Genomic DNA, 19,129 nt, shown 5'->3' with positions numbered 1-19,129 from the left:
TTAGCTTTAAACAAAAGATAGGCACTTGTTGTTTATTATAAAGATTTTTTCAATATAAACCAATATAAAGTGCAGTCTTGTGGTAATAGGGTTACCTATGATATAAACTTATTCCGAAATATTCGGGTTTGTAAAACAATTGACTACTACTTTGTTTATAACCAGCATATAATTAATTACTTATGGCAGAACAGGCATTAACCGGGTATAAAAAATGGCTGGAAGGCATTGGAGAGCAGGGGACTTTTTTCCAACACTTTTTCCGGAATATATTCAGAGGGGGATTTGAATGGTCGGAGTTTGTACGGCAGTGTTATGAAATAGGTTACCGATCAATGATGCTGGTTGGTATTACCTCCTTTATTATGGGATTGGTACTTATTTTACAGTTAAGGCCATCTTTGCTTGAACTGGGTGCCGAAAGCATGCTGCCAAAAACGCTTGCAGTGTCATTTGTACGGGAAATTGGCCCCGTAATAATTGCCATTATCTGTGCCGGAAAGGTTGCATCAGGTATAGGTGCAGAATTGGGGAGTATGAAGGTTACCGAGCAGATAGACGCCATGGAAGTATCAGGTGCCAACCCTTTGCAGTACCTGGTAGTAACCCGTGTGCTGGCAACCGCTTTTATGGTGCCTTTGCTTACCCTGATTGGTGACGCAATCGGTTTATTTGGTGGTTACCTGGCATTAAATTTTACAGATGATATATCTTTTTCGCTTTATTTTACAAAGTGCATTTCATCACTGGAGTTTATGGATTTGCTGCCAGCGGTGATTAAAACCATATTTTTTGGTTTTGCTATTGGCTTTGTAGGATGCTACAAGGGGTATAACTCTAATAAGGGAACAGAAAGTGTGGGCCTTGCAGCCAACTCAGCAGTGGTAACTGCATCACTATGGATATTTGTAATTGATGCCGTAGCAGTACAGATCACCAGCATTTTATTTTACAGGTAATATATGGAGCCGGCAGAAATAAATATTAGTAATCGAAAGCCTGTTGATAAAAGCGAGGTTGTGGTTGATATTGATCATATAGCCAAGTCTTTTGGTAGTAAAGAGGTATTAAAAGACATTAATCTGCAGCTTAAACGTGGGGAGAACGTAGTAGTGCTGGGCAAATCCGGACAAGGCAAATCTGTAACCATACAATGTATTGTAGGCCTTTTAACGCCCGACAGCGGTACGGTCAAGGTGTTTGGTGATGATGTGGCTCAAATGAATGATACTGAATTGAAAGAGCTTCGTACGAAAATCGGATTCTTATTTCAGAGTGGCGCACTATATGATTCGATGACCGTTAGGGAAAATATGGAGTTTCCGCTTACACGCATCAAAAAAATGACCGATCAGCAGGAGATTGATCAACTGGTAGAAGAGGTACTTGATGGCGTAGGGCTTGCCGAGGCAATAGATAAGATGCCGTCAGATCTTTCGGGAGGGATGCGCAAAAGAGCCGGGCTTGCACGCACGTTGATCATGAAACCTGAAATTATGTTATATGATGAACCCACTACCGGGCTCGATCCGATCACATCCCGTGAAATAAGCGAATTGATATTGCACATGCAGAAAAAATATAAAACATCATCTATAATCATCACTCACGACATGGAATGCGCAAAAATTACGGCAGATAGGGTGGTGATAATGGACAATGGAAAATACATTGCCGAGGGCACTTACGACGAATTACAACAGTCGGACGATGATTTTATAAGATCTTTTTTTAATCAAACCAAATGAAAACCACATCATCTCAAAAAATAAAGATAGGATTGTTTACCGTTATAGGCTTTGTGATCTTGTTTTTAGCCGTATTCTATATCGGCAATCAAAAAAGTATGTTCAGTTCTACATTTAAAGTATATGGCATATTCCGAAATGTAAGCGGGCTTACAGTAGGAAACAACGTACGTTTTGCCGGTATAAATGTAGGTGTAGTAGAATCCATCAACATAGTCAATGACAGTTCGGTAAGGGTGGACCTGACGTTAAATAATTCAGTTAAAAAGTTTATTAAAACCGACTCGAAGATGAGTATTGGCAGTGATGGTTTGATGGGTGATAAACTTGTGGTAATAGCACCTGGAGGGATATCAAGCAATACCGAAGTAGCAGAGGGCAATAAACTGAATACGGTTAACCCTATAGATGTGGACAAGGTAATAAATAAGCTTACAAAGGTGGCTGATAATGCGGAGGCTGTAACCGGCGGATTAGCATCTATCGTTAACAAAATAAACAATGGCAAAGGAAGCATTGGCCGGCTGCTGAATAATGAACAGATTGCTGAAGACCTTGAAGGAACGGTTAAACAAGCCAGAAAGACAATAAAAGGAGTTCATGCAACAACAGCTACGTTAAACGAAGACCTTAAAGCTGCTCAAAGTAACTTTTTGTTAAAAGGGTTTTTTAAAAAGAAAGAAAAAGCCAAGCGAGATTCGCTGAAGAAGATACAAGAGGCTAAAGAAAAAGCACAAAAAGAACGTGAAAAGGCAAAAAAAGAAGCGCAGGAGCGGGCTGAAAAAGAAGCAAAAGAAAAGGCGAAAAATAATAATTAACGGAAAGGGCTCAAAAGCCCTTTTTTCTTAGTATACCGGTTTTGCGTGATCGGGGGGCGGGCCTTTCTGCATTATCGTCAACATCGTACTGGCGGGCCATACGGGCAATGCGATCTTCTAATGATTCTGTTGTGAGGCGCTCGCGACCAAGGCTATCCACCATTATGGGAAAAGAAAAAGGAGTGGGCCGTTCAATGGTTTTTAAGATGATATTTTGGCTGCTTATACGTTGTAATGCGGCCCTTAACCTAAACTCCTCTAACTGAAATGCAAGGGCTTCGTTATAAGCCTGCCGTACTAAAAGATTATCCGGTTCATATTCATTGAAAACTTCGAAAAGCAAAGACGTAGAAGCCTGCAAGTGTTTATTTTTTATCTGCTGTCCAGGATAGCCTGTAAATATCAGGCCGCCTATATGAGCAATATCCCTGAATTTACGCCGTGCCATTTCATTGGCGTTAAGGCTGTGCTGTATATCTTCAATCAGGTTTTCTATCGAAAAAAAGGCGACGTCTTCTAGCGCTTCTTCAATAGGGATATCCTCATCGGTAAGTAATTCAAAGCCATAATCATTCATGGCAATAGAAAAGCTGGCTGGTTTGATCCTGGAGATGCGATATGCCAGTAATGATGCCATACCCTCATGAACCAGCCGACCCTCAAACGGATAAAAGATAAGGTGATGCCCTTCTCGTGATTCGAAAGACTCAATCAAAAATTCATGGCTTTGAGGTAAGTGAGATAATTTTGCCTGTAGGTCAAACAAGGGCTTTAATTCTTTAACCTCAATGTCGGTTTCAATTCCATTAGCTACTTCATCTAACTTATCCCTAAAAACCGCTGATAACTGCGAGGATAACGGCATACGCCCACCGGCCCAGCTGGGAATTAAACCCTTCTGAGCCTTTGATTTTTTAACGTAAGCAGTCATATCTTTTACTTTAACAAATTCCAGGCTGCGGCCTGCAAACCAAAAAGTATTACCCGGTTTAAGCTTAGCTATAAAGCCTTCCTCTAAGGTACCAAGGCTGCCACCACTAAGCCATTTTACTCTTATACTGAGCTCGCTGGTAATAGTACCAATACTTAACCTATGCCGCATTGCAACCCGGCGGCTGTTTACTTTGAAAAGGCCATTTTCAACCTCAACCTTCAAAAACTCGTCGTATTGCGCAAGTGTTTTGCCGCCATTAACAATAAAGTCGAGCAGTTGATTAAATTCCTCTCTTCGCAGGTCGGCAAAGGCAAAAGATGTTTTAATTTCCTGATATAAATCGTCAGCCCTGAAGCCATCTGATACCGCCAGGGTAACCATATACTGTATCAGCACATCGTAAGTAAGCAGCATTGGGTCGCGACTTTCAAATACACCCTTTTTGATGGCGCTTTTCAGGGCCGCTCCTTCTAAAAGCTCCAGCGAGTGCGTTGGCACATAATAAGCTTTTGAGATTGCCCCCGGATGGTGTCCGCTGCGGCCGGCGCGCTGCATAAAGCGTGCGACACCCTTAGGGCTGCCTACCTGTATCACAGTATCAACCGGGCGAAAATCAACCCCAAGGTCAAGGCTGGATGTGCATACAACCAGCTTTAAGGCCTCTGCGTGCAAGGCTTGTTCAACCCAATTACGTAATTCGTTATCTAACGACCCATGGTGCATGGCCATAATGCCGGCATATTCCGGGTAATTATCAATAATAGCATGATACCATATTTCAGACTGGGAACGGGTATTGGTAAAGATGAGGGTTGTTTTACTTTTTGCCACAATATCCATTACTTGTGGTAACAATTTAACTCCAATGTGCCCTGCCCAGGAATAATTTTCTATACTCTCTGGGATGACAGATTCAATTAGCAATTTTTTATCAACATTAGCCCTAACCATCTTTACCTGTTCTGGTGGGAAGTCATTGCCAAGCAACACTTCTGCCGCTTGTTCCAGGTTACCAATGGTAGCACTTATACCCCAGATTTTTAGTTTGCGGTTTGCGGTTGACAGTTGGCCTTCTTGTTTACTGCCTGCAATTAACTGTTCTTTGTCTGCCGCAGCAAGCCCTTTAAGTCGGGTAAGGCCAAGTTCTACCTGTACACCGCGTTTTGTTCCTAATAACTCGTGCCACTCATCGCATACCAATACTTGTAAACCTTTAAATACTTTAGCATATTCCTTTTGTGCAAGCATCAGGTGAAGGCTTTCCGGGGTAGTTAATAATACTTCGGGCAATTTCTTTTTAAGAGCAGCTTTATCTGCTGCAGAGGTATCTCCGGTGCGCGTCATGATGCGCCATGGCAGGCCAATTTCATCGCAGGCCTCCTGCATGGCTTTTCTGATATCGTTTGTCAGCGCACGCAAAGGCGTTATCCAAAGCATCAGCAGGCCATTATTCTTTTGAGTCTGATAAGTATCAGGGTTTTTATTGATATAATCTGCCAGAAAGGGTAAAAACAAAGCATAAGTTTTACCACTACCCGTAGGGGCATTAAGTAAGCCAGAATAACCGGAAAGGTATACCTCTTCCATTTCTTTTTGAAAGGGAAACTGCTTCCAGTTTTTTTGTTTATACCATTGTTGTATTACTTTTTGGCCTGCAGATATCATTTACCGATGCAACAAAATATTAAGTTGTTAGTTATACTACAACCGTAAAATAAACAAAATGTTATAGCCGATGAAAATGCATAGATATATAATTGTACCCATTATAGCGCTTACTTTTCTGGCCTGCAAGCAAAGGGATAAGGCCGCTGATAATGAAAAAACAGACAGCGTTAATAACACACAGCAAACAACTGATACTGCAAATACAGATCTTCCAGGAGACAATTCTGTCCCATTAGCCCAGCTGATTGTGCCCGGAGTGAGCCTTGGGCAAACCGCTTTAAATGAAAGCAGCGAAAATGTGATCAAGCGTTTAGGACAGCCAGATGGCGGCGATGCGGCAATGGGAAAAAGTGTTTCTGTCTGGTATGCTGATCATAACAAAAAAGGATATGCCACCCATATGTTTTTTTCGCGTGATATGGGTAATGATGATACGGCACGAGTGAAGGATATCCGTATAAGTTCGCCAGCATTTAAGATAAATACCAAACTATATACAGGGGTATTATTAAAAAATGCAGAGGCGGTATATAAGTTAAGGAAAGTAGGGGCCTTTACTGTTAACAATAGCGAACGGAATATTTTTGATGATGCTGCTTCAGGAATTGCATTTGATGCCGACCGTAGTGGCACAATTACCGGCATAATGGTACATGAAAAGGGTAAAACGGCGTTGCCAGCATACATGGCATTTTTTGATACAGTAAAGCAAGCACAATAAATTCATCAGGCTACCGGCTGGCAGCCTGATGAATTAAACTAACGTTATTTCTTTTCCGGCATTAGTATCACCTTTGCCATGTTGGTGTTATTTAAATACTTATTGGCTGTTTCTTTGGTACTTTGTACTGTTATCTGATCCAGGTTTTTGACATGAGTTAATATCGCATCAGGATCTTCGCCATTTTGAGATGCTGATAATAATAAGCCCAGCCAGGAAACATTTTGCTTAAGCTGAACTTGCGTTGAACGAGCTTCTTCGGCTACAAATTTCTGGATGTCGCCAGGTTCGGCGCCTTTTTGCTTAATCTTATTAATCTCATCAAGCGTAGCAGCAACCAGTTTGTCAACATTTGCTGCAGCACAGGTAAATGCTATTGTAACCGTATACCTGCCTTCGGGATTTTTAGTATAATTTGCTTTTACTCCAGGCGCATAAATGCCGCTTTCCTGCTCCCGCAGGCGCTCAACAAGTTTAATATTCAGCACTTCTTCCAAAGCGTCCATCTGAATATTATTGGCTTCATTAAAAGTATAATTGCCGCTGTATATAAGCTGCACATTAGCTTTATCGTCTATTCCCTTATAAACGGTTTTATTGATCTGTCCGGGTGCAGGGTGTATGCCCAGATTTTTATAGGTTTCCTTTTTATTGGTTGACGGTAACGAGCCCAGGTAAGTATTTAACATTGGCCTGATAAGATCGGCATTAAATGAGCCTACCAATACAAATGTAAAACCGGATGCATCAGCAAACCTGTCTTTATAAAAACTGAAAGCTTTATCAAGGCTTGCCGAATTTAAACGCTCAACGGTTGCAGGCATCCCTCTGAAATTATAGTTACTAAGTACGGCAGAAAGGGTATCCTGATATACGCTACCTGGCACAAGATTGCGGGTTGCCAATATGGACTTGGTTTGATTGATGTTGCCTTGCCATATATCGGCATCTTTGCGTGGAGATGTAAAATATAAGTATATAAGCTGCATGGCAGTTTCCAGATCCTGCAGAGACGAGCTTGCCCTTATTCCCTGTGAATAATCTGTTATATATGGGGATACATTTACCGTTTTCCCGGCAAGCATTTTATCTAACTGGCCCTGGTTAAATTCAGATATGCCACTACTGCCTATTATAGATGCCGCTAAGCTGGCAGCCATATAATCGTTGTCGCTGGCCAGGGATGTGCCACCAAAACTGTAACCATTTATCAATATCTGATCATTTTTAAATTCGGTAGGCTTAAGAATAACTTTTACACCATTTGACAAGGTTAGCAGGGTGGTACCCAATGCTTCATCCTGCGCTTCAGCCACTATTTTACCGGCCTCTGGTGCTTTTTCCATCAATGGCTTACTGGTAACATTATCCACATAGGGTGTAAGGTTAGCTCCGGCCGTGTTCACCCATGATAGTACTGTTTTTTCGTCCGGAAGTTGATCTTTATCTTTTTCCGGGCCTTCTACAATTATCACGCGGTTTTGATCGCTAATGAATTTGCCTGCGAGCGCATTCATTTGCTCAAGTGTTATTTTATTAATGTTCGATACATAATAGTTAAACTCAAACTCAATCCCAGGGATGGCCTCGCCGGTTAAAAAGTTTTGCTGGTACTCGCGTACGTAGCTGGCAGAGTTAGTTTTATTTTTTTCATAATACGCGTTTTGCATACCTGCAAGTGCGGCCTGTTTAGCGCGCTCAAACTCAGTTAAAGTAAAACCAAATTTACGGGCACGCTCGGTTTCGGCCACAACAGTTTTAAATGCCTGTTCAAGTCCGCCAGATTTTGCAACTACTATAGATGAAAAAGCATCTAACTTACCTAACATAGGCCCATAAGTAGTGCGGGCATACAAAAACGCAGGATCGGGCTTTTGTTGTAACTCGGCCAGGCGTTGGTTAAGCATATAATTAAACAAAGTGTTACGCACATTTTGCATATAGCCCTGTTCTGTTTTTACTATTACTTGTGGATGCTTCACAACAATCTGGGCCATGGTATATGGAAACTCCTTATCTGTTGCTATTTTAACAACTGTACCTGGGGAGGGGGCAACGTTATATTCTGGCCGAGGCTTTTCTGCGGCCGGGTTTTTCAAGCCAGAGAAGTTTTTCTTTATAAGCTCCAAAACCCGTTGAACATCAAAGTCGCCAACGGCAACAACCGCTTGCATATCCGGGCGGTACCAATCACTATAAAAGCCTTTTATTGTTTCGGGGGTAAAGCTTTTAAGAATTTCCTCCTTACCAATGGGTAACCGCGAAGCATATCTGGAGTTGTTTAACAAAACAGGAAGGGTTTGTAAACTTAACCTTTCCTGTGCGTTCTTACCCCTCATACGTTCTTCTTCCAAAACAACGCCGCGTTCTTTGTCAATTTCTGTTGCATCAAAAGTTACATATCCTGCCCAGTTGGCCAGTATGTTAAACCCTTTTTCAAAAACAGCGGCACTGTCTGTAGGCAAAGGCAACTGGTAAACGGTTTCATCAAAAGAGGTATATGCATTAAGATCGGCACCAAACTTTACGCCCGATTTTTGAAGGTAATTGACCAATTCATTTTTCGGGAAATCACGAGTGCCGTTAAAGGCCATGTGCTCGGTAAAGTGAGCCAACCCTTGTTGTGCATCAGTCTCTAAGATAGAGCCGGCTTTGTTTACAAGGTAAAGTTCGGCCCGGTTTTGGGGCTGCTCGTTATGCCTTATGTAATAAGTTAATCCGTTAGGCAGTTTACCAATAAGCACATTGGGGTCAACAGGAAGCGCTTTCCCGGCAATTTGAAGGGCTGCAGGTACAGGTTTGCTCTTGGGGGATGGCTTTGGGGCCCTTTTTTTAACCTGCGCATCTGCGCTACCGGCAGCTATTATCAGCGCCAATGCGGCAACAGACAACGTTTTGTTAAAAATCATAGTTTAATTAAAGGAATATTTTACTAAGATGCTAAACGAATATCTTAGTTACAAATTATATTATTGATCTTTAAAAGCATCCTGCATCATTTGCTGTAATTCTACCTGGTGGCTTTGCACCAGCTGCTGCCCAAGGTCGGCGCCTGTTTTTACCAATAGCGGTTGTTTTATAATAAACTTTTTACCTACAGGGGTATTGTAAAAAGCCGCAAGCCCTTTTAGCTCAGTAATAGTGAACTCTTTAGCATAAGTTACAGCTAACTGATCTTTTAAAATATCCCAGCTTACATATTTGGCAACAAACTGGTTCATCACTTCTATAAACTTTGCCCGCCTTTCTTCCGGAAGATTATTACTTGCCTGTTTTAGCATGGTTGCCATATTCTCTTTAAAAAGCGAATCGGCATGCGATGCTTTCAACACATCTTCGGCCGCTTTTAAATGTGCCGGGGTAATATTAGGTGTGGTTTGGGCTTTGGCGGCCAGGCAAAAAAGGACAGCTACCAGTGTTAGTTTTATTTTCATCGTATTATTATTTACCCACACTATTTAAAGTGGCAGTTATTTTACCGCACTCCAGCATATCATCACCATAATATGGGTTACGTATTTCTTCTGTTTCGCTTAACCACGATGCTTTTTTCATGGGACAATATTGCTGGTAAAGCGTGTGGCTGTTAAGCTTTAAGCCCGAGAACAGTGTATACAGATTTTTTGAAAGGCTTTCAAAATGCTCGCGCTGACGGTCTATTTCGGTGGTTTGACTGATGTGACGACTATCAAACTTTAATTTTTCCAGGTAGGCAGCAGCCTGCTTTTGCTGAGCTGGCTTAAGGTTAGTTATAGGCGATGATAAAGCGGATAATAATTCTGCGGAACGGCTTTTTGCCAAGATAGCATTACTTGCAACCAATGCGTTCTTTAAAGCTATGTATGATTCGGCTATCTTATCAACCCTGGCATTTTGCGCTTTTGCTGATATTGAAATAAAAAGAATGAAGCTTAAGACTAACATTTTCATGTATTAACTAATTAGTTTAATTGATTTTCAGTTGGGTGGCGGTTAAACAATATAGCAAATAAGATGGCGAACCTCAAATAAAGGCCGGCGAAAATCCAAAACAAGCCAGGCAGCGCCGAAGCCAGCAAAGCTTTAGTTACAGCCATGCCACCAATAAAAAAGTGCGCCAGGTTGCCCATAACCATTGGCCTGTTATAAATACCCCCAATAATATTCCCTTTTGCCATCCAGTTTACTATTGCAAAGGCAAAATAAAGTGCTCCGATTAGTTGAATGCTCAACTTAAAATAAACGTTTGTTCCGGCATCCAAATAGGTAAGTATTTCCTGGGGGAAAAATGTAAGTACCATGCCTGTTAATGCCAAAAATAAGGCACTTGCAGCCATGATTATTTTAGTGTTCATAATTAACTATCCTGTTTATGTGCATACTGACTAATGATTTCCTTACAACCCTCTTCTATCAGTTTAAAGACGGGTGCAAATTGGGTATCATCCCAATAGGGATCCGGCACAACTTTATCACCAAGCAGTAGTTTCACTTTATTGCGGTCGGCGTTGTTGCGTGCAAGTGATAATACATTTGTAAGATTACTTTTGTCCATTACCAGTATCAGGTCGAACGTATCAAAATCGCTTACCGTAAACAAGCGGCAAACTTGTTTACTGATGTCTATCCCTTGTTCCAGCGCGGCCTTTATAGATCGCTTATCCGGCGCTTCGCCTACATGCCAGTTGCCGGTTCCTGCAGAGTCAACCGTCCAGTTCAATCCGGCTTTATCAGCCAGGTGCTGCATAATACCTTCTGCCAGCGGCGAACGGCAGATGTTGCCCAGGCAAACCATTAAAATTTTCATAGTGCAATAATGAATAGTTGATTAAAGGGTTAGTTCCGGTTTTTCAAATCAATTAACCAACAATCAGCATTAACCAAATATCTGGTTCAATAAGCCGGCTAACCTAACGCCCCCTTTTAGCAGTTGGTTATTAAGTGTTGCTATATAATCGAAGTTATATTTATATCCGTTTATCTTGTCATCATTTTTAACGCCAGCATATATTTTAGTAGCTATCTGGCTTGATTCGAACAGCCATTGGCTGATGGGGGCCTTTTGCCATTCGGCGCGCTGGGCCGCTGTAGTATGATTGATCCAGGCTGCATATTCGGTATAGCTTAATTGTTGAAAATCTATCAGTTGGCTATCCCATATCGAGTGGAGGTTGGTTGGGTTGTTAAACCAGGTAAGGTGAATATCATTGCCGCCCTTATCATCGGTATGCGCTGTATGCATAGGCTGATGAACGTCCTCAACAATATGGATCAGCATACGTAGCGCTAAAAGCTTGTTTTTATTTGGCAGGTTTTTCTTTTTTAACTCGGCTATCAAAAAATTAAGTTTTGTATAAGCGTCTGTCGCAGTATCCTGTTTCAGAAAGGCTTGCATTTCGGGATAGGTATATTGCTTATCGAAGTCAATATAATGCCACTCTGAAAGGTATTTATATTGAGGGTCAGATTTGATGAAATCAGCCCAGTTGCTTGTCATAGCTATCGACTCTGTTCCCAATATAGCTTGTATGGCTTTACGTGCTTTTGGAGTTAAGTAGCTATCGGCAATTTGCCCTGATATGCGGTGACCATTGGTACCCCAAGCCATAGACTGGAATGGCAAATAGAACAGCGCTAATGCTAATAAAATGATTTTAAACTTGTTCTTTTTCATGTTTAATTAAAGAGGCTTTGGTATACACATACTCCTTTGTATTAAGCGAAGATCGAACGATAGTACGCCTGATATTGGGGTAAGCTGTGTAACCGAGTCTGTTTTTTGTATAACCTTAAAAAATTCTTCGTATACTCCGGACCGGAAACAACCGCCCGGATCTTTATAACTATAATCTGGGTTACAAAAGATACCGCGCACATGCAGCGTGTCGTGTTTTTGTTCATATACACCCTTTGCGTATTCGGTCCATTGGCCACCTTTAGTGCAGATATCAACACCGGCCGTGGCTTTAGTTACAGTTTTCAGCGCTACAAAAAACGAATCGCAGTTAAATTTAAAGTTATATAAAGAATAATTTACCAACTGCTGCTGCATTGTTACACTATCCTGCTTCCACTCTCCCTGCAAATAAGTCTGTCCGGGAGTTTGCATATCGGGGTTAAAGCGGCAGGCGCTTAATAAGCTTAAAGCAAAAAGCAGGAAGCATAAGGCAATAAAAGAGAATTGAAAAGCTTTTGGCATAATTATAAAACCCCTCTCGCTGCACGAGAGGGGGAATGTTAGGCTCTTACTTAAGGCTTCCTATCATATTTTCAGGGCGTACCCATTCATCAAACTGCTTGTTGGTAAGCAAGCCTAATCCAATGGCAGCCTCACGTAGTGATGTACCCTCTTTAAGTGCAGTTTTGGCAATCTTAGCTGCATTATCATAACCTATGTGTGGGTTTAGTGCGGTAACCAGCATCAGCGAGTTTTCAAGGTGCTTTTTAATACCTTCGTAATTAGGCTCAATACCTACGGCACAATGATCGTTAAATGATACGCATGCATCACCGATTAAACGCGCAGACTGTAAAAAGTTAGCGGCCATAACCGGTTTAAACACGTTCAGCTCATAATGCCCGTTTGATCCTCCTATGGAAATGGCAACATCATTACCCATTACCTGCGTGGCAACCATAGTAACCGCTTCATTTTGAGTAGGATTCACTTTGCCCGGCATAATAGATGACCCTGGCTCATTATCCGGGATATGTATCTCGCCAATACCAGAGCGAGGCCCTGAAGCCAGCATACGGATATCGTTTGCTATTTTCATTAAGGAAACGGCAATTTGTTTTAATGCGCCGTGGCTTTCAACAATAGCATCATGTGCTGCCAAAGCCTCAAATTTATTTTCGGCTGTAATGAAAGGCAGATTAGTGAATTTCGCAATGTATTCGGCAACCTTAACATCATATCCCTTAGGTGTGTTTATCCCGGTACCAACAGCAGTGCCGCCAAGTGCAAGTTCGCTCAGGTGATCTAAAGTGTTGCGCAGCGCTTTAAGGCCGTGATTAAGTTGTGATACATAGCCGGAAAATTCCTGCCCTAAGGTTAGCGGAGTTGCATCCATCAAGTGAGTGCGGCCTATCTTAACCACGCTTTTAAAGGCTTCTGATTTAGCCTGTAAAGTATCGCGCAGCTTTTCAATGCCGGGTATGGTAATATCAATCAGTATTTTATATGCTGCAATGTGCATTGCAGTAGGATAGGTATCGTTAGATGATTGCGATTTATTTACATCATCATTAGGGTGGATGAATGTTTTACCCTCGCCCAAAGTATTGTCCTGCAATACATGTGCGCGGTTGGCCACAACCTCGTTAATGTTCATGTTCGATTGTGTGCCCGAACCGGTTTGCCAGATAACCAGCGGGAATTCGCTATCAAGCTTGCCTGCTAATATCTCATCGCATACCTGTGCTATCAGGTCGCGTTTTTCGGCAGCTAATACGCCCAGATCGGTATTGGTATAAGCGGCGGCTTTTTTAAGAAAAGCAAACGCCTCTATAATTTCCTTTGGCATAGATGCCTCCGGGCCAATTTTAAAGTTGTTACGTGAACGCTCAGTTTGCGCCCCCCAATATTTATCGGCCGGTACCTGCACCGCGCCCATGGTGTCATATTCGGTTCTGAAACTCATAACGATAGTATGTTTTTAGGCTGGCAAATTTATGGTTTTATGCGCAAGGCGTAACTATCAAAAAGTAATCTTTTTAACATAAGATGCTTTATAATATAGTATTTGAATAAAATTGAAAGATGTTTTAAGGATTAAAATGATTGACTAACTTTAGGGTAAAATTTTATCACAATTATGAAGAAAAACTTACTACTTATCTTATTTGCTGCAAGCATTATTTCTTGTTCTTCTGAAACTAAAAATGCAGATAAAAGTGCAGACTCTCTTAACTCGGATACGGTGCATGCAAATGCTACTTCTCAAGGAAAAAAGGAAAATGGCTCAGATGAAAATAATAACGTGAAGTCCAATACTTCTAAATGGAGCTATACCGAAGAAGAAGACAAAATGACATCAAAGAAGAAATATTTCGCTACAATTGATGCTAATGACTTGTTGCAATTTGATTTTCCTTACGATGGCGGAGTAACTGCTACCCTGGTTGTTAGACATCAAGGGGGTGAAAATGAGGTGATCCTGCAAGTAAGTAAAGGTCAATTTATGACAGGGGTTGATGGAACAACAGTAAAAATCAGAATTGATGATTCACCCGCAGCTACTTACAGTGCATCGGGTCCATCTGATGGAAGCAGCGAAATACTGTTCATAAACAATGCCAACAAGCTTATTAAAAAAATGAAAACTGCAAAAAAGGTGTTAATACAGGCAGAATTTTATGATAGCGGCAATAAAATAATGGAATTTGATGTTGATGGGTTTCAGTGGAAACATTAGTAATTTACAATAAGGCCATTTGATTTAATGGCCCTTGATCGTTTTAACAAAAACATCAAATTTATCCGACTGCGAAAGCGAATAAAAATAATCTGCATACTTAAACCACCAATATTGCTTGTCCCGGGGGAGCGTACCTAAAGCTTTAAAAGCGGATCTTAACTGAGCCGTTAGCAAAGCTGAAGGAGATGCATAACGCCGCGCTGTAATACCTTTTTGCGACCGTGCCAATACCCCATTATAATAATCATTATAAGCTTTGGGGACGGTTGATCTGTACCCCTCCTCGGCCTTTAATGATCCTCCTTTTAGTATAGCTTGCAAATTACCCAAAGCTTCTTTACTGCGCAATGAGCCCGGCCCAGTTGTAAAAACCTGCAAAATCCCAAAAGCGTTTCTGCCCGTTTGTTTTGGTGAAAGGTACTTAGTGCATACATACGCACGCTTCCTGCATCAGAAGAGTCGCGGTTAATGGCATCTATAAAACTTCGTTCAGCTTCGCCATATTGCCTTCCCATAAAGTAGGCAATGCCTAAATTATAGTAAATACGCTGATTAGTGCTATCTGCTGCGACGGCGCTTTTGTATGCTTCAACAGCTTTGGGTAATTGCTTATTAGCGCTGTAGATGCTTCCTAACAGGCTGTAACATGCAGCTGTGAAAGGCATCCCTGTAGTATTTTTCAAAGCCGTTTGCAAGTAAGGCACTCCCTCGGCTGGCCTGGCAGTTGCATATAATGCTAAAGCCAAACCATAATTGCCGGTAGCAGAGTTGGGGTCAATGTTCAGCGCTTTTTTATATTCAGTAATAGCCGCTGCATAGTTTTTATTGGCCGATAGTCTTTGTGCCGATTGCAACAGTTGTGGCGCGTCCTGGGCAAAAGCCCCTGTGAATAATATGGAAAAAAGCAAAAACAGATATCTGAAGTTAGGTGCCATATACAAAGCTATAAGTTTTCAAAATGTTAAAACATTAATCATATTTTAATCTTTTACCTGCTATATAATTTCTAATTTTCGCCCTTGGTTTTGTGATTGATTTTTTACCTATGAGACAAGTGTATACAACTGTCATTTCTTCTGCATTTTCTTTACTCTCTTTAGTTTCCTGCTCCAATACCGGCCATAATAAAAATGGCAAAGCTGATAACGGAAAACCATTTAATCCGACAGAATTATTGAAGTACGACCCTAAAAACGCCGATAAAAAAATTGATGAATTTATGCAGCATCTGCATAAAGTAAGCGGCTTTAACGGCAATGTACTTGTTGCAAAAAAAGGCAAGATAATTTATGAAAACAGTTTTGGCTGGGCGAATCATTTAACGCGCGACAGCCTTAAACTTAGCTCGCAATTTGAACTGGCATCTGTTACCAAAACCATGACAGGTACTGCCATTATGCAGCTTTGGGAACAGGGGAAAATAAAGCTTGACCAGGATGTGAAGGAGTTTTTTCCTGATTTTCCGTACGATGGCGTTACCATCCGTTTGTTGCTTACACACCGCAGCGGGATGATGAATTATGTGTATTTTGTTGATAACATATACCGCAGCCAGCACTTAAATCAAAAGAAAGGACTTACTAACCAGGAAGCGATGGCTATGATAGCTAAATATAAGCCAGCCAGATTCAATAAGCCTAACGCCAGCTTTTTGTATAATAACAGCAACTTTATGGTCCTGGGGGCTATAATAGAAAAGGTAACAGGCCAAACGTATGCTGATTATATGAAAGAGCATATTTTTAAACCGGCAGGCATGACGCATACAGCGGTATACTCAAAGGCGGTGTATGATAAAATTCCGGTTGATGTAGTAGGGCATGACCGCAATAGCTGGAAGTACTCTGTTGCACAAAATTTTTTAGATGGCCCGGTTGGCGATAAAGGTATTTATAGCACGGTTGGCGACCTGTTTGTTTTTGACCAGGCTTTAAAGGCCGGTAAATTAATCAAACCGGCTACCCAGGATTCTGCATATACTGCCCGAAACCCCATGATCCGCGGACATTTTAGTTATGGCTATGGGTGGCGGATATTTGAAGCGCCCGGGCAAAAGGTGGTATACCACACCGGTTGGTGGCATGGCTTCAGGCATATATATTTACGAGATTTGAAAAACGATGTTACTATTGTTTTGTTAGGTAATATGGTGAATGGCAGCCTGCTTCACCTGGATGATTTATTTAAAATGACGGGAATGCCGGTGGTGCGTAAAGGCGCCTACAATGGCAGCGGCGATACGGCGGAAGATTAATTTTTAGTGAATAGTTGATTATGAGAATGGTGAGCAATTGAACCACTCTTTATTAACGTAATCAACCAATAAACTTAATACTATGTTTGACAAATTGATGGAAGCCCAGCAAAAAGCGGGCGAGGTAAAACAGCGGTTAGAGGCGATCACGGTAAGCGGTGTTGCCGAGGGGGGCAAAATAACTGTACAAGCTAATGGCAACAAGGTTATCAAGTCTGTCACCATTGATGAGGACTTTTTAAAAGAAGCCGATAAAGAAGAGCTTGAAGAATTGCTGGTTGTAGCGTTAAATAAAGCTCTTGAGCAGGCAGAAAACGTAAGCCAAAGCGAAATGGCCGCCATGACAAGCGCTATGCTGGGCAGCATGGGCGGACTTGGCAATTTTTTTGGTAAGTAAATAAACGGTACAACAATTAAATACATAAAGCGTATGAAATTTACCTATTATGGTCAGTCGGCAATTGAATTGGTTGCAGGCTCAAAAACTTTACTATTCGATCCTTTTATAAGCGGTAATCCTTTAGCAAAAGATATTGACGTTAACAGTCTTAAGCCCGACTATATCCTGCTATCACATGGCCATGGCGACCATGTGGGCGACCTGATTGATATTGCTAAAAGAACAGGCGCTAAAGTGATATGCATTGCCGAAATAGCCGGTTGGCTAAATAAAAACGGTGTTGATAATGTACATGGAATGAACATTGGCGGCGGGTTTAATTTTGACTTTGGCCGTGTTAAAATGGTAAATGCCATACACTCAAGCGCCCTCCCTGATGGCTCAAATGGCGGAAACCCTGCCGGTTTCGTTATTTATGCAGACGGGAAAAAGATATATTTTGCCGGGGATACAGCCCTTACCTACGATATGAAGTTATTGGAAGATGAAGGAATTGACTGGGCATTGCTGCCAATTGGTGATAATTATACAATGGGCGCTGATGATGCCATTAAGGCGGCTGGGTTTGTTAACTGCAAAAACATTATTGGTATCCACTACGATTCATTCCCGGTAATTAAGATAGATAAAGAAGAAGTTACCGGTAAGTTTGTTAAGGCAGGGCTTAACCTGAAATTGCCGACCATCGGAGAAAGCCTGGAGTTATAGGCAGCACACATTAAAACAATAGCCCCTCAAAAACTGAGGGGCTATTTTGTTAGATCAGGAATTTATTCAAAGCGACAGCTACACATCCATAGCGTCATGTTGCGTTTTCGACGAATCCTTCCACATTTTGGGATGTCTTGCCGGTTTTAAAGTGGATACGCATGCGCGTTGATAGAATCAAAGCTTATGGCTGCTACAACCTGTTTGATAATTTAAATTACAGTGCCGCTTGGTATTGTTGCCCGCTTTTTAATGATCACAATACCATCCACAACAGCGTAGGTTTCATGGTCCCCATCCGGTAACTTGCCTCCGCAATTAATGGTTACGTTGTCGCCTATATAGGTGTTCTTATCTATAATGGCATTTTTTATACAACAACCATCGCCAATGCCCATAGCAGGTACATTATTAGCCTTGGCCAGCTCAATGTCTTCAAGCGTTTGATAGTTATCGCTACCCATTACATAACAACTTTCAATTTGCGTATTAAAGCCTACGCGCGTACGTATACCTATTATTGAATGTTTAATATGGCTGGCATTGATAATACAACCATCCGCTATGATAGATTTCTCTAAATGTGTATCAGATATCTTTGTGGGCGGCAGCATCCTGGCCCTTGTGAAGATATGGTTCTTATCAAAAAGGTTAAATTTAGGTATATCATCAGTAAGGCCCAGGTTGGCTTCAAAAAACGATGGTATAGTACCTATATCCGTCCAATAACCTTCATACTGATAACTGACAACCTTATTGCCAACAATAGAGTCAGGGATAATCTCTTTCCCAAAGTCCGGATGGTCATTACTTTCTAATATTTGGAACAAGAGATCCCGGTTGAAAAGGTAAATGCCCATTGATGCCAGATACACACGGCCCTGCTCGGCCATTTCAGGGCTTACCTCTGATGCCCAGCTTTCAAAGTCTGATTTTGGCTTCTCAATAAATGCTGTGATGTGACTGTTCTCGTCTGTTTTAAGTATACCAAAGCCAGGAACATCATTAGCATGTACAGGAATAGTCGCTATAGATATTTCTGCACCCTTTTCAATGTGTTGCTGTATCATTTCATCAAAATCCATTTGATAAAGCTGGTCTCCTGATAAGATAAGCACATAATCAAACTCATGAACTGCAAGGTGGTGCAGGCTTTGCCTTACCGCATCTGCCGTTCCCTGAAACCAATTGCCGCTTGTTGGGGTTTGCTCTGCCGCCAGTATATCCACAAAAGCAGTACTGAATGTACTAAAATGATAAGTGTTTTTAATGTGCTTATTAAGAGAGGCGGAGTTAAACTGCGTTAAAACGTAGATACGATCTATACCCGAATGCAGGCAGTTGGAAATGGGGATATCTACCAGGCGATATTTTCCTGCAATTGGAACGGCCGGTTTTGAGCGGGTTTGTGTAAGCGGCGCAAGGCGGCTTCCTTGTCCGCCCCCAAGTACAATGCTGATTACTTTTGATGTCATATCT

General features: G+C 41.6%; 20 protein-coding genes. 8 read left to right on the top strand and 12 right to left on the bottom strand.

Going from position 1 to position 19,129, the window contains the following annotated elements:
- The first annotated feature begins 182 nt into the window (after window positions 1–182).
- Genes ACFQZX_RS17005 through ACFQZX_RS16995 form a run of 3 tightly spaced genes read left to right on the top strand, consistent with a single transcriptional unit; the run spans window position 183 to window position 2,566 of the window.
- On the top strand, window positions 183–959 hold the full coding sequence (locus tag ACFQZX_RS17005) for an MlaE family ABC transporter permease (RefSeq protein WP_377117623.1): 777 nt from the start codon (window positions 183–185) through the stop codon (window positions 957–959).
- A gap of 3 nt (window positions 960–962) precedes the next feature.
- Window positions 963–1,748: an ABC transporter ATP-binding protein gene (locus ACFQZX_RS17000; protein WP_377117621.1), complete on the top strand. Its 786-nt coding sequence runs from the start codon at window positions 963–965 to the stop codon at window positions 1,746–1,748.
- On the top strand, window positions 1,745–2,566 hold the full coding sequence (locus ACFQZX_RS16995; RefSeq protein WP_377117619.1) for an MlaD family protein: 822 nt from the start codon (window positions 1,745–1,747) through the stop codon (window positions 2,564–2,566). The genes ACFQZX_RS17000 and ACFQZX_RS16995 overlap by 4 nt, the downstream gene beginning before the upstream one ends.
- A gap of 10 nt (window positions 2,567–2,576) precedes the next feature.
- Here the strand turns inward: ACFQZX_RS16995 and ACFQZX_RS16990 are convergent, their stop codons facing one another.
- Window positions 2,577–5,165: a ligase-associated DNA damage response DEXH box helicase gene (locus ACFQZX_RS16990; protein ID WP_377117617.1), complete on the bottom strand. Its 2,589-nt coding sequence runs from the start codon at window positions 5,163–5,165 to the stop codon at window positions 2,577–2,579.
- A gap of 76 nt (window positions 5,166–5,241) precedes the next feature.
- On the opposite strand from ACFQZX_RS16990, the gene ACFQZX_RS16985 reads away from it, so the two are divergent.
- Entirely contained in the window at window positions 5,242–5,889 is a 648-nt protein-coding gene (locus ACFQZX_RS16985; protein ID WP_377117615.1) for a hypothetical protein, read from the top strand.
- Window positions 5,890–5,933: 44 nt separating this feature from the next.
- On the opposite strand, the gene ACFQZX_RS16980 is transcribed toward ACFQZX_RS16985, so the two are convergent.
- The 8 genes from ACFQZX_RS16980 to fumC form a co-directional block, all read right to left on the bottom strand.
- Window positions 5,934–8,798 carry a M16 family metallopeptidase gene (locus ACFQZX_RS16980; RefSeq protein ID WP_377117613.1) on the bottom strand — a complete coding sequence of 955 codons (2,865 nt, stop codon included), beginning with the start codon at window positions 8,796–8,798 and terminating at the stop codon, window positions 5,934–5,936.
- 60 nt (window positions 8,799–8,858) lie between these two features.
- Window positions 8,859–9,323, bottom strand: coding sequence for a DUF2059 domain-containing protein (locus ACFQZX_RS16975; protein WP_377117611.1), 465 nt, complete (start codon window positions 9,321–9,323; stop codon window positions 8,859–8,861).
- A 7-nt stretch (window positions 9,324–9,330) separates the two neighbouring features.
- Window positions 9,331–9,819 carry a DUF3347 domain-containing protein gene (locus ACFQZX_RS16970; RefSeq protein WP_377117609.1) on the bottom strand — a complete coding sequence of 163 codons (489 nt, stop codon included), beginning with the start codon at window positions 9,817–9,819 and terminating at the stop codon, window positions 9,331–9,333.
- Window positions 9,820–9,830: 11 nt separating this feature from the next.
- Window positions 9,831–10,223 carry a hypothetical protein gene (locus tag ACFQZX_RS16965; protein ID WP_377117607.1) on the bottom strand — a complete coding sequence of 131 codons (393 nt, stop codon included), beginning with the start codon at window positions 10,221–10,223 and terminating at the stop codon, window positions 9,831–9,833.
- A 2-nt stretch (window positions 10,224–10,225) separates the two neighbouring features.
- Window positions 10,226–10,675: a low molecular weight protein-tyrosine-phosphatase gene (locus ACFQZX_RS16960; RefSeq protein WP_377117605.1), complete on the bottom strand. Its 450-nt coding sequence runs from the start codon at window positions 10,673–10,675 to the stop codon at window positions 10,226–10,228.
- 69 nt (window positions 10,676–10,744) lie between these two features.
- The gene (locus ACFQZX_RS16955) at window positions 10,745–11,542 is read right to left on the bottom strand and encodes a S1/P1 nuclease (protein ID WP_377117603.1); all 798 of its coding nucleotides are present in this window, start codon (window positions 11,540–11,542) and stop codon (window positions 10,745–10,747) included.
- Window positions 11,543–11,548: 6 nt separating this feature from the next.
- A complete protein-coding gene (locus ACFQZX_RS16950; protein WP_377117601.1) occupies window positions 11,549–12,067 on the bottom strand; it encodes a fumarate hydratase in 519 nt (172 codons plus the stop codon).
- A gap of 46 nt (window positions 12,068–12,113) precedes the next feature.
- Window positions 12,114–13,511, bottom strand: coding sequence for a class II fumarate hydratase (gene fumC / locus ACFQZX_RS16945; RefSeq protein WP_377117599.1), 1,398 nt, complete (start codon window positions 13,509–13,511; stop codon window positions 12,114–12,116).
- A 174-nt stretch (window positions 13,512–13,685) separates the two neighbouring features.
- Between fumC and ACFQZX_RS16940 the strand changes: the two genes are divergently transcribed.
- The gene (locus ACFQZX_RS16940; RefSeq protein ID WP_377117597.1) at window positions 13,686–14,285 is read left to right on the top strand and encodes a hypothetical protein; all 600 of its coding nucleotides are present in this window, start codon (window positions 13,686–13,688) and stop codon (window positions 14,283–14,285) included.
- Window positions 14,286–14,309: 24 nt separating this feature from the next.
- Here the strand turns inward: ACFQZX_RS16940 and ACFQZX_RS16935 are convergent, their stop codons facing one another.
- Both ACFQZX_RS16935 and ACFQZX_RS16930 read right to left on the bottom strand, forming a co-directional pair.
- Window positions 14,310–14,609 carry a hypothetical protein gene (locus tag ACFQZX_RS16935; RefSeq protein ID WP_377117595.1) on the bottom strand — a complete coding sequence of 100 codons (300 nt, stop codon included), beginning with the start codon at window positions 14,607–14,609 and terminating at the stop codon, window positions 14,310–14,312.
- Window positions 14,594–15,223, bottom strand: a complete 630-nt coding sequence (locus tag ACFQZX_RS16930; RefSeq protein WP_377117593.1) for a tetratricopeptide repeat protein — start codon at window positions 15,221–15,223, stop codon at window positions 14,594–14,596. Before ACFQZX_RS16930 ends, ACFQZX_RS16935 begins: the two co-directional genes overlap by 16 nt.
- Window positions 15,224–15,333: 110 nt before the next feature.
- On the opposite strand from ACFQZX_RS16930, the gene ACFQZX_RS16925 reads away from it, so the two are divergent.
- The 3 genes from ACFQZX_RS16925 (at window position 15,334) to ACFQZX_RS16915 (ending at window position 17,650) form a co-directional block, all read left to right on the top strand.
- Window positions 15,334–16,542, top strand: coding sequence for a serine hydrolase domain-containing protein (locus ACFQZX_RS16925; protein WP_377117591.1), 1,209 nt, complete (start codon window positions 15,334–15,336; stop codon window positions 16,540–16,542).
- 82 nt (window positions 16,543–16,624) lie between these two features.
- The gene (locus ACFQZX_RS16920; RefSeq protein ID WP_377117588.1) at window positions 16,625–16,939 is read left to right on the top strand and encodes a YbaB/EbfC family nucleoid-associated protein; all 315 of its coding nucleotides are present in this window, start codon (window positions 16,625–16,627) and stop codon (window positions 16,937–16,939) included.
- Between the two features lie 33 nt (window positions 16,940–16,972).
- On the top strand, window positions 16,973–17,650 hold the full coding sequence (locus ACFQZX_RS16915) for a metal-dependent hydrolase (RefSeq protein WP_377117586.1): 678 nt from the start codon (window positions 16,973–16,975) through the stop codon (window positions 17,648–17,650).
- Window positions 17,651–17,862: 212 nt separating this feature from the next.
- Here ACFQZX_RS16915 and ACFQZX_RS16910 read toward each other — a convergent pair whose 3' ends face one another.
- The gene (locus tag ACFQZX_RS16910; RefSeq protein ID WP_377117584.1) at window positions 17,863–19,125 is read right to left on the bottom strand and encodes a glucose-1-phosphate adenylyltransferase; all 1,263 of its coding nucleotides are present in this window, start codon (window positions 19,123–19,125) and stop codon (window positions 17,863–17,865) included.
- Window positions 19,126–19,129 lie beyond the last annotated feature (4 nt).

The organism is Mucilaginibacter litoreus, assembly GCF_042676805.1.
GTDB classification, from domain to species: Bacteria; Bacteroidota; Bacteroidia; order Sphingobacteriales; family Sphingobacteriaceae; genus Mucilaginibacter; species Mucilaginibacter litoreus.
This window is presented reverse-complemented; position numbering and strand designations above follow the sequence as displayed.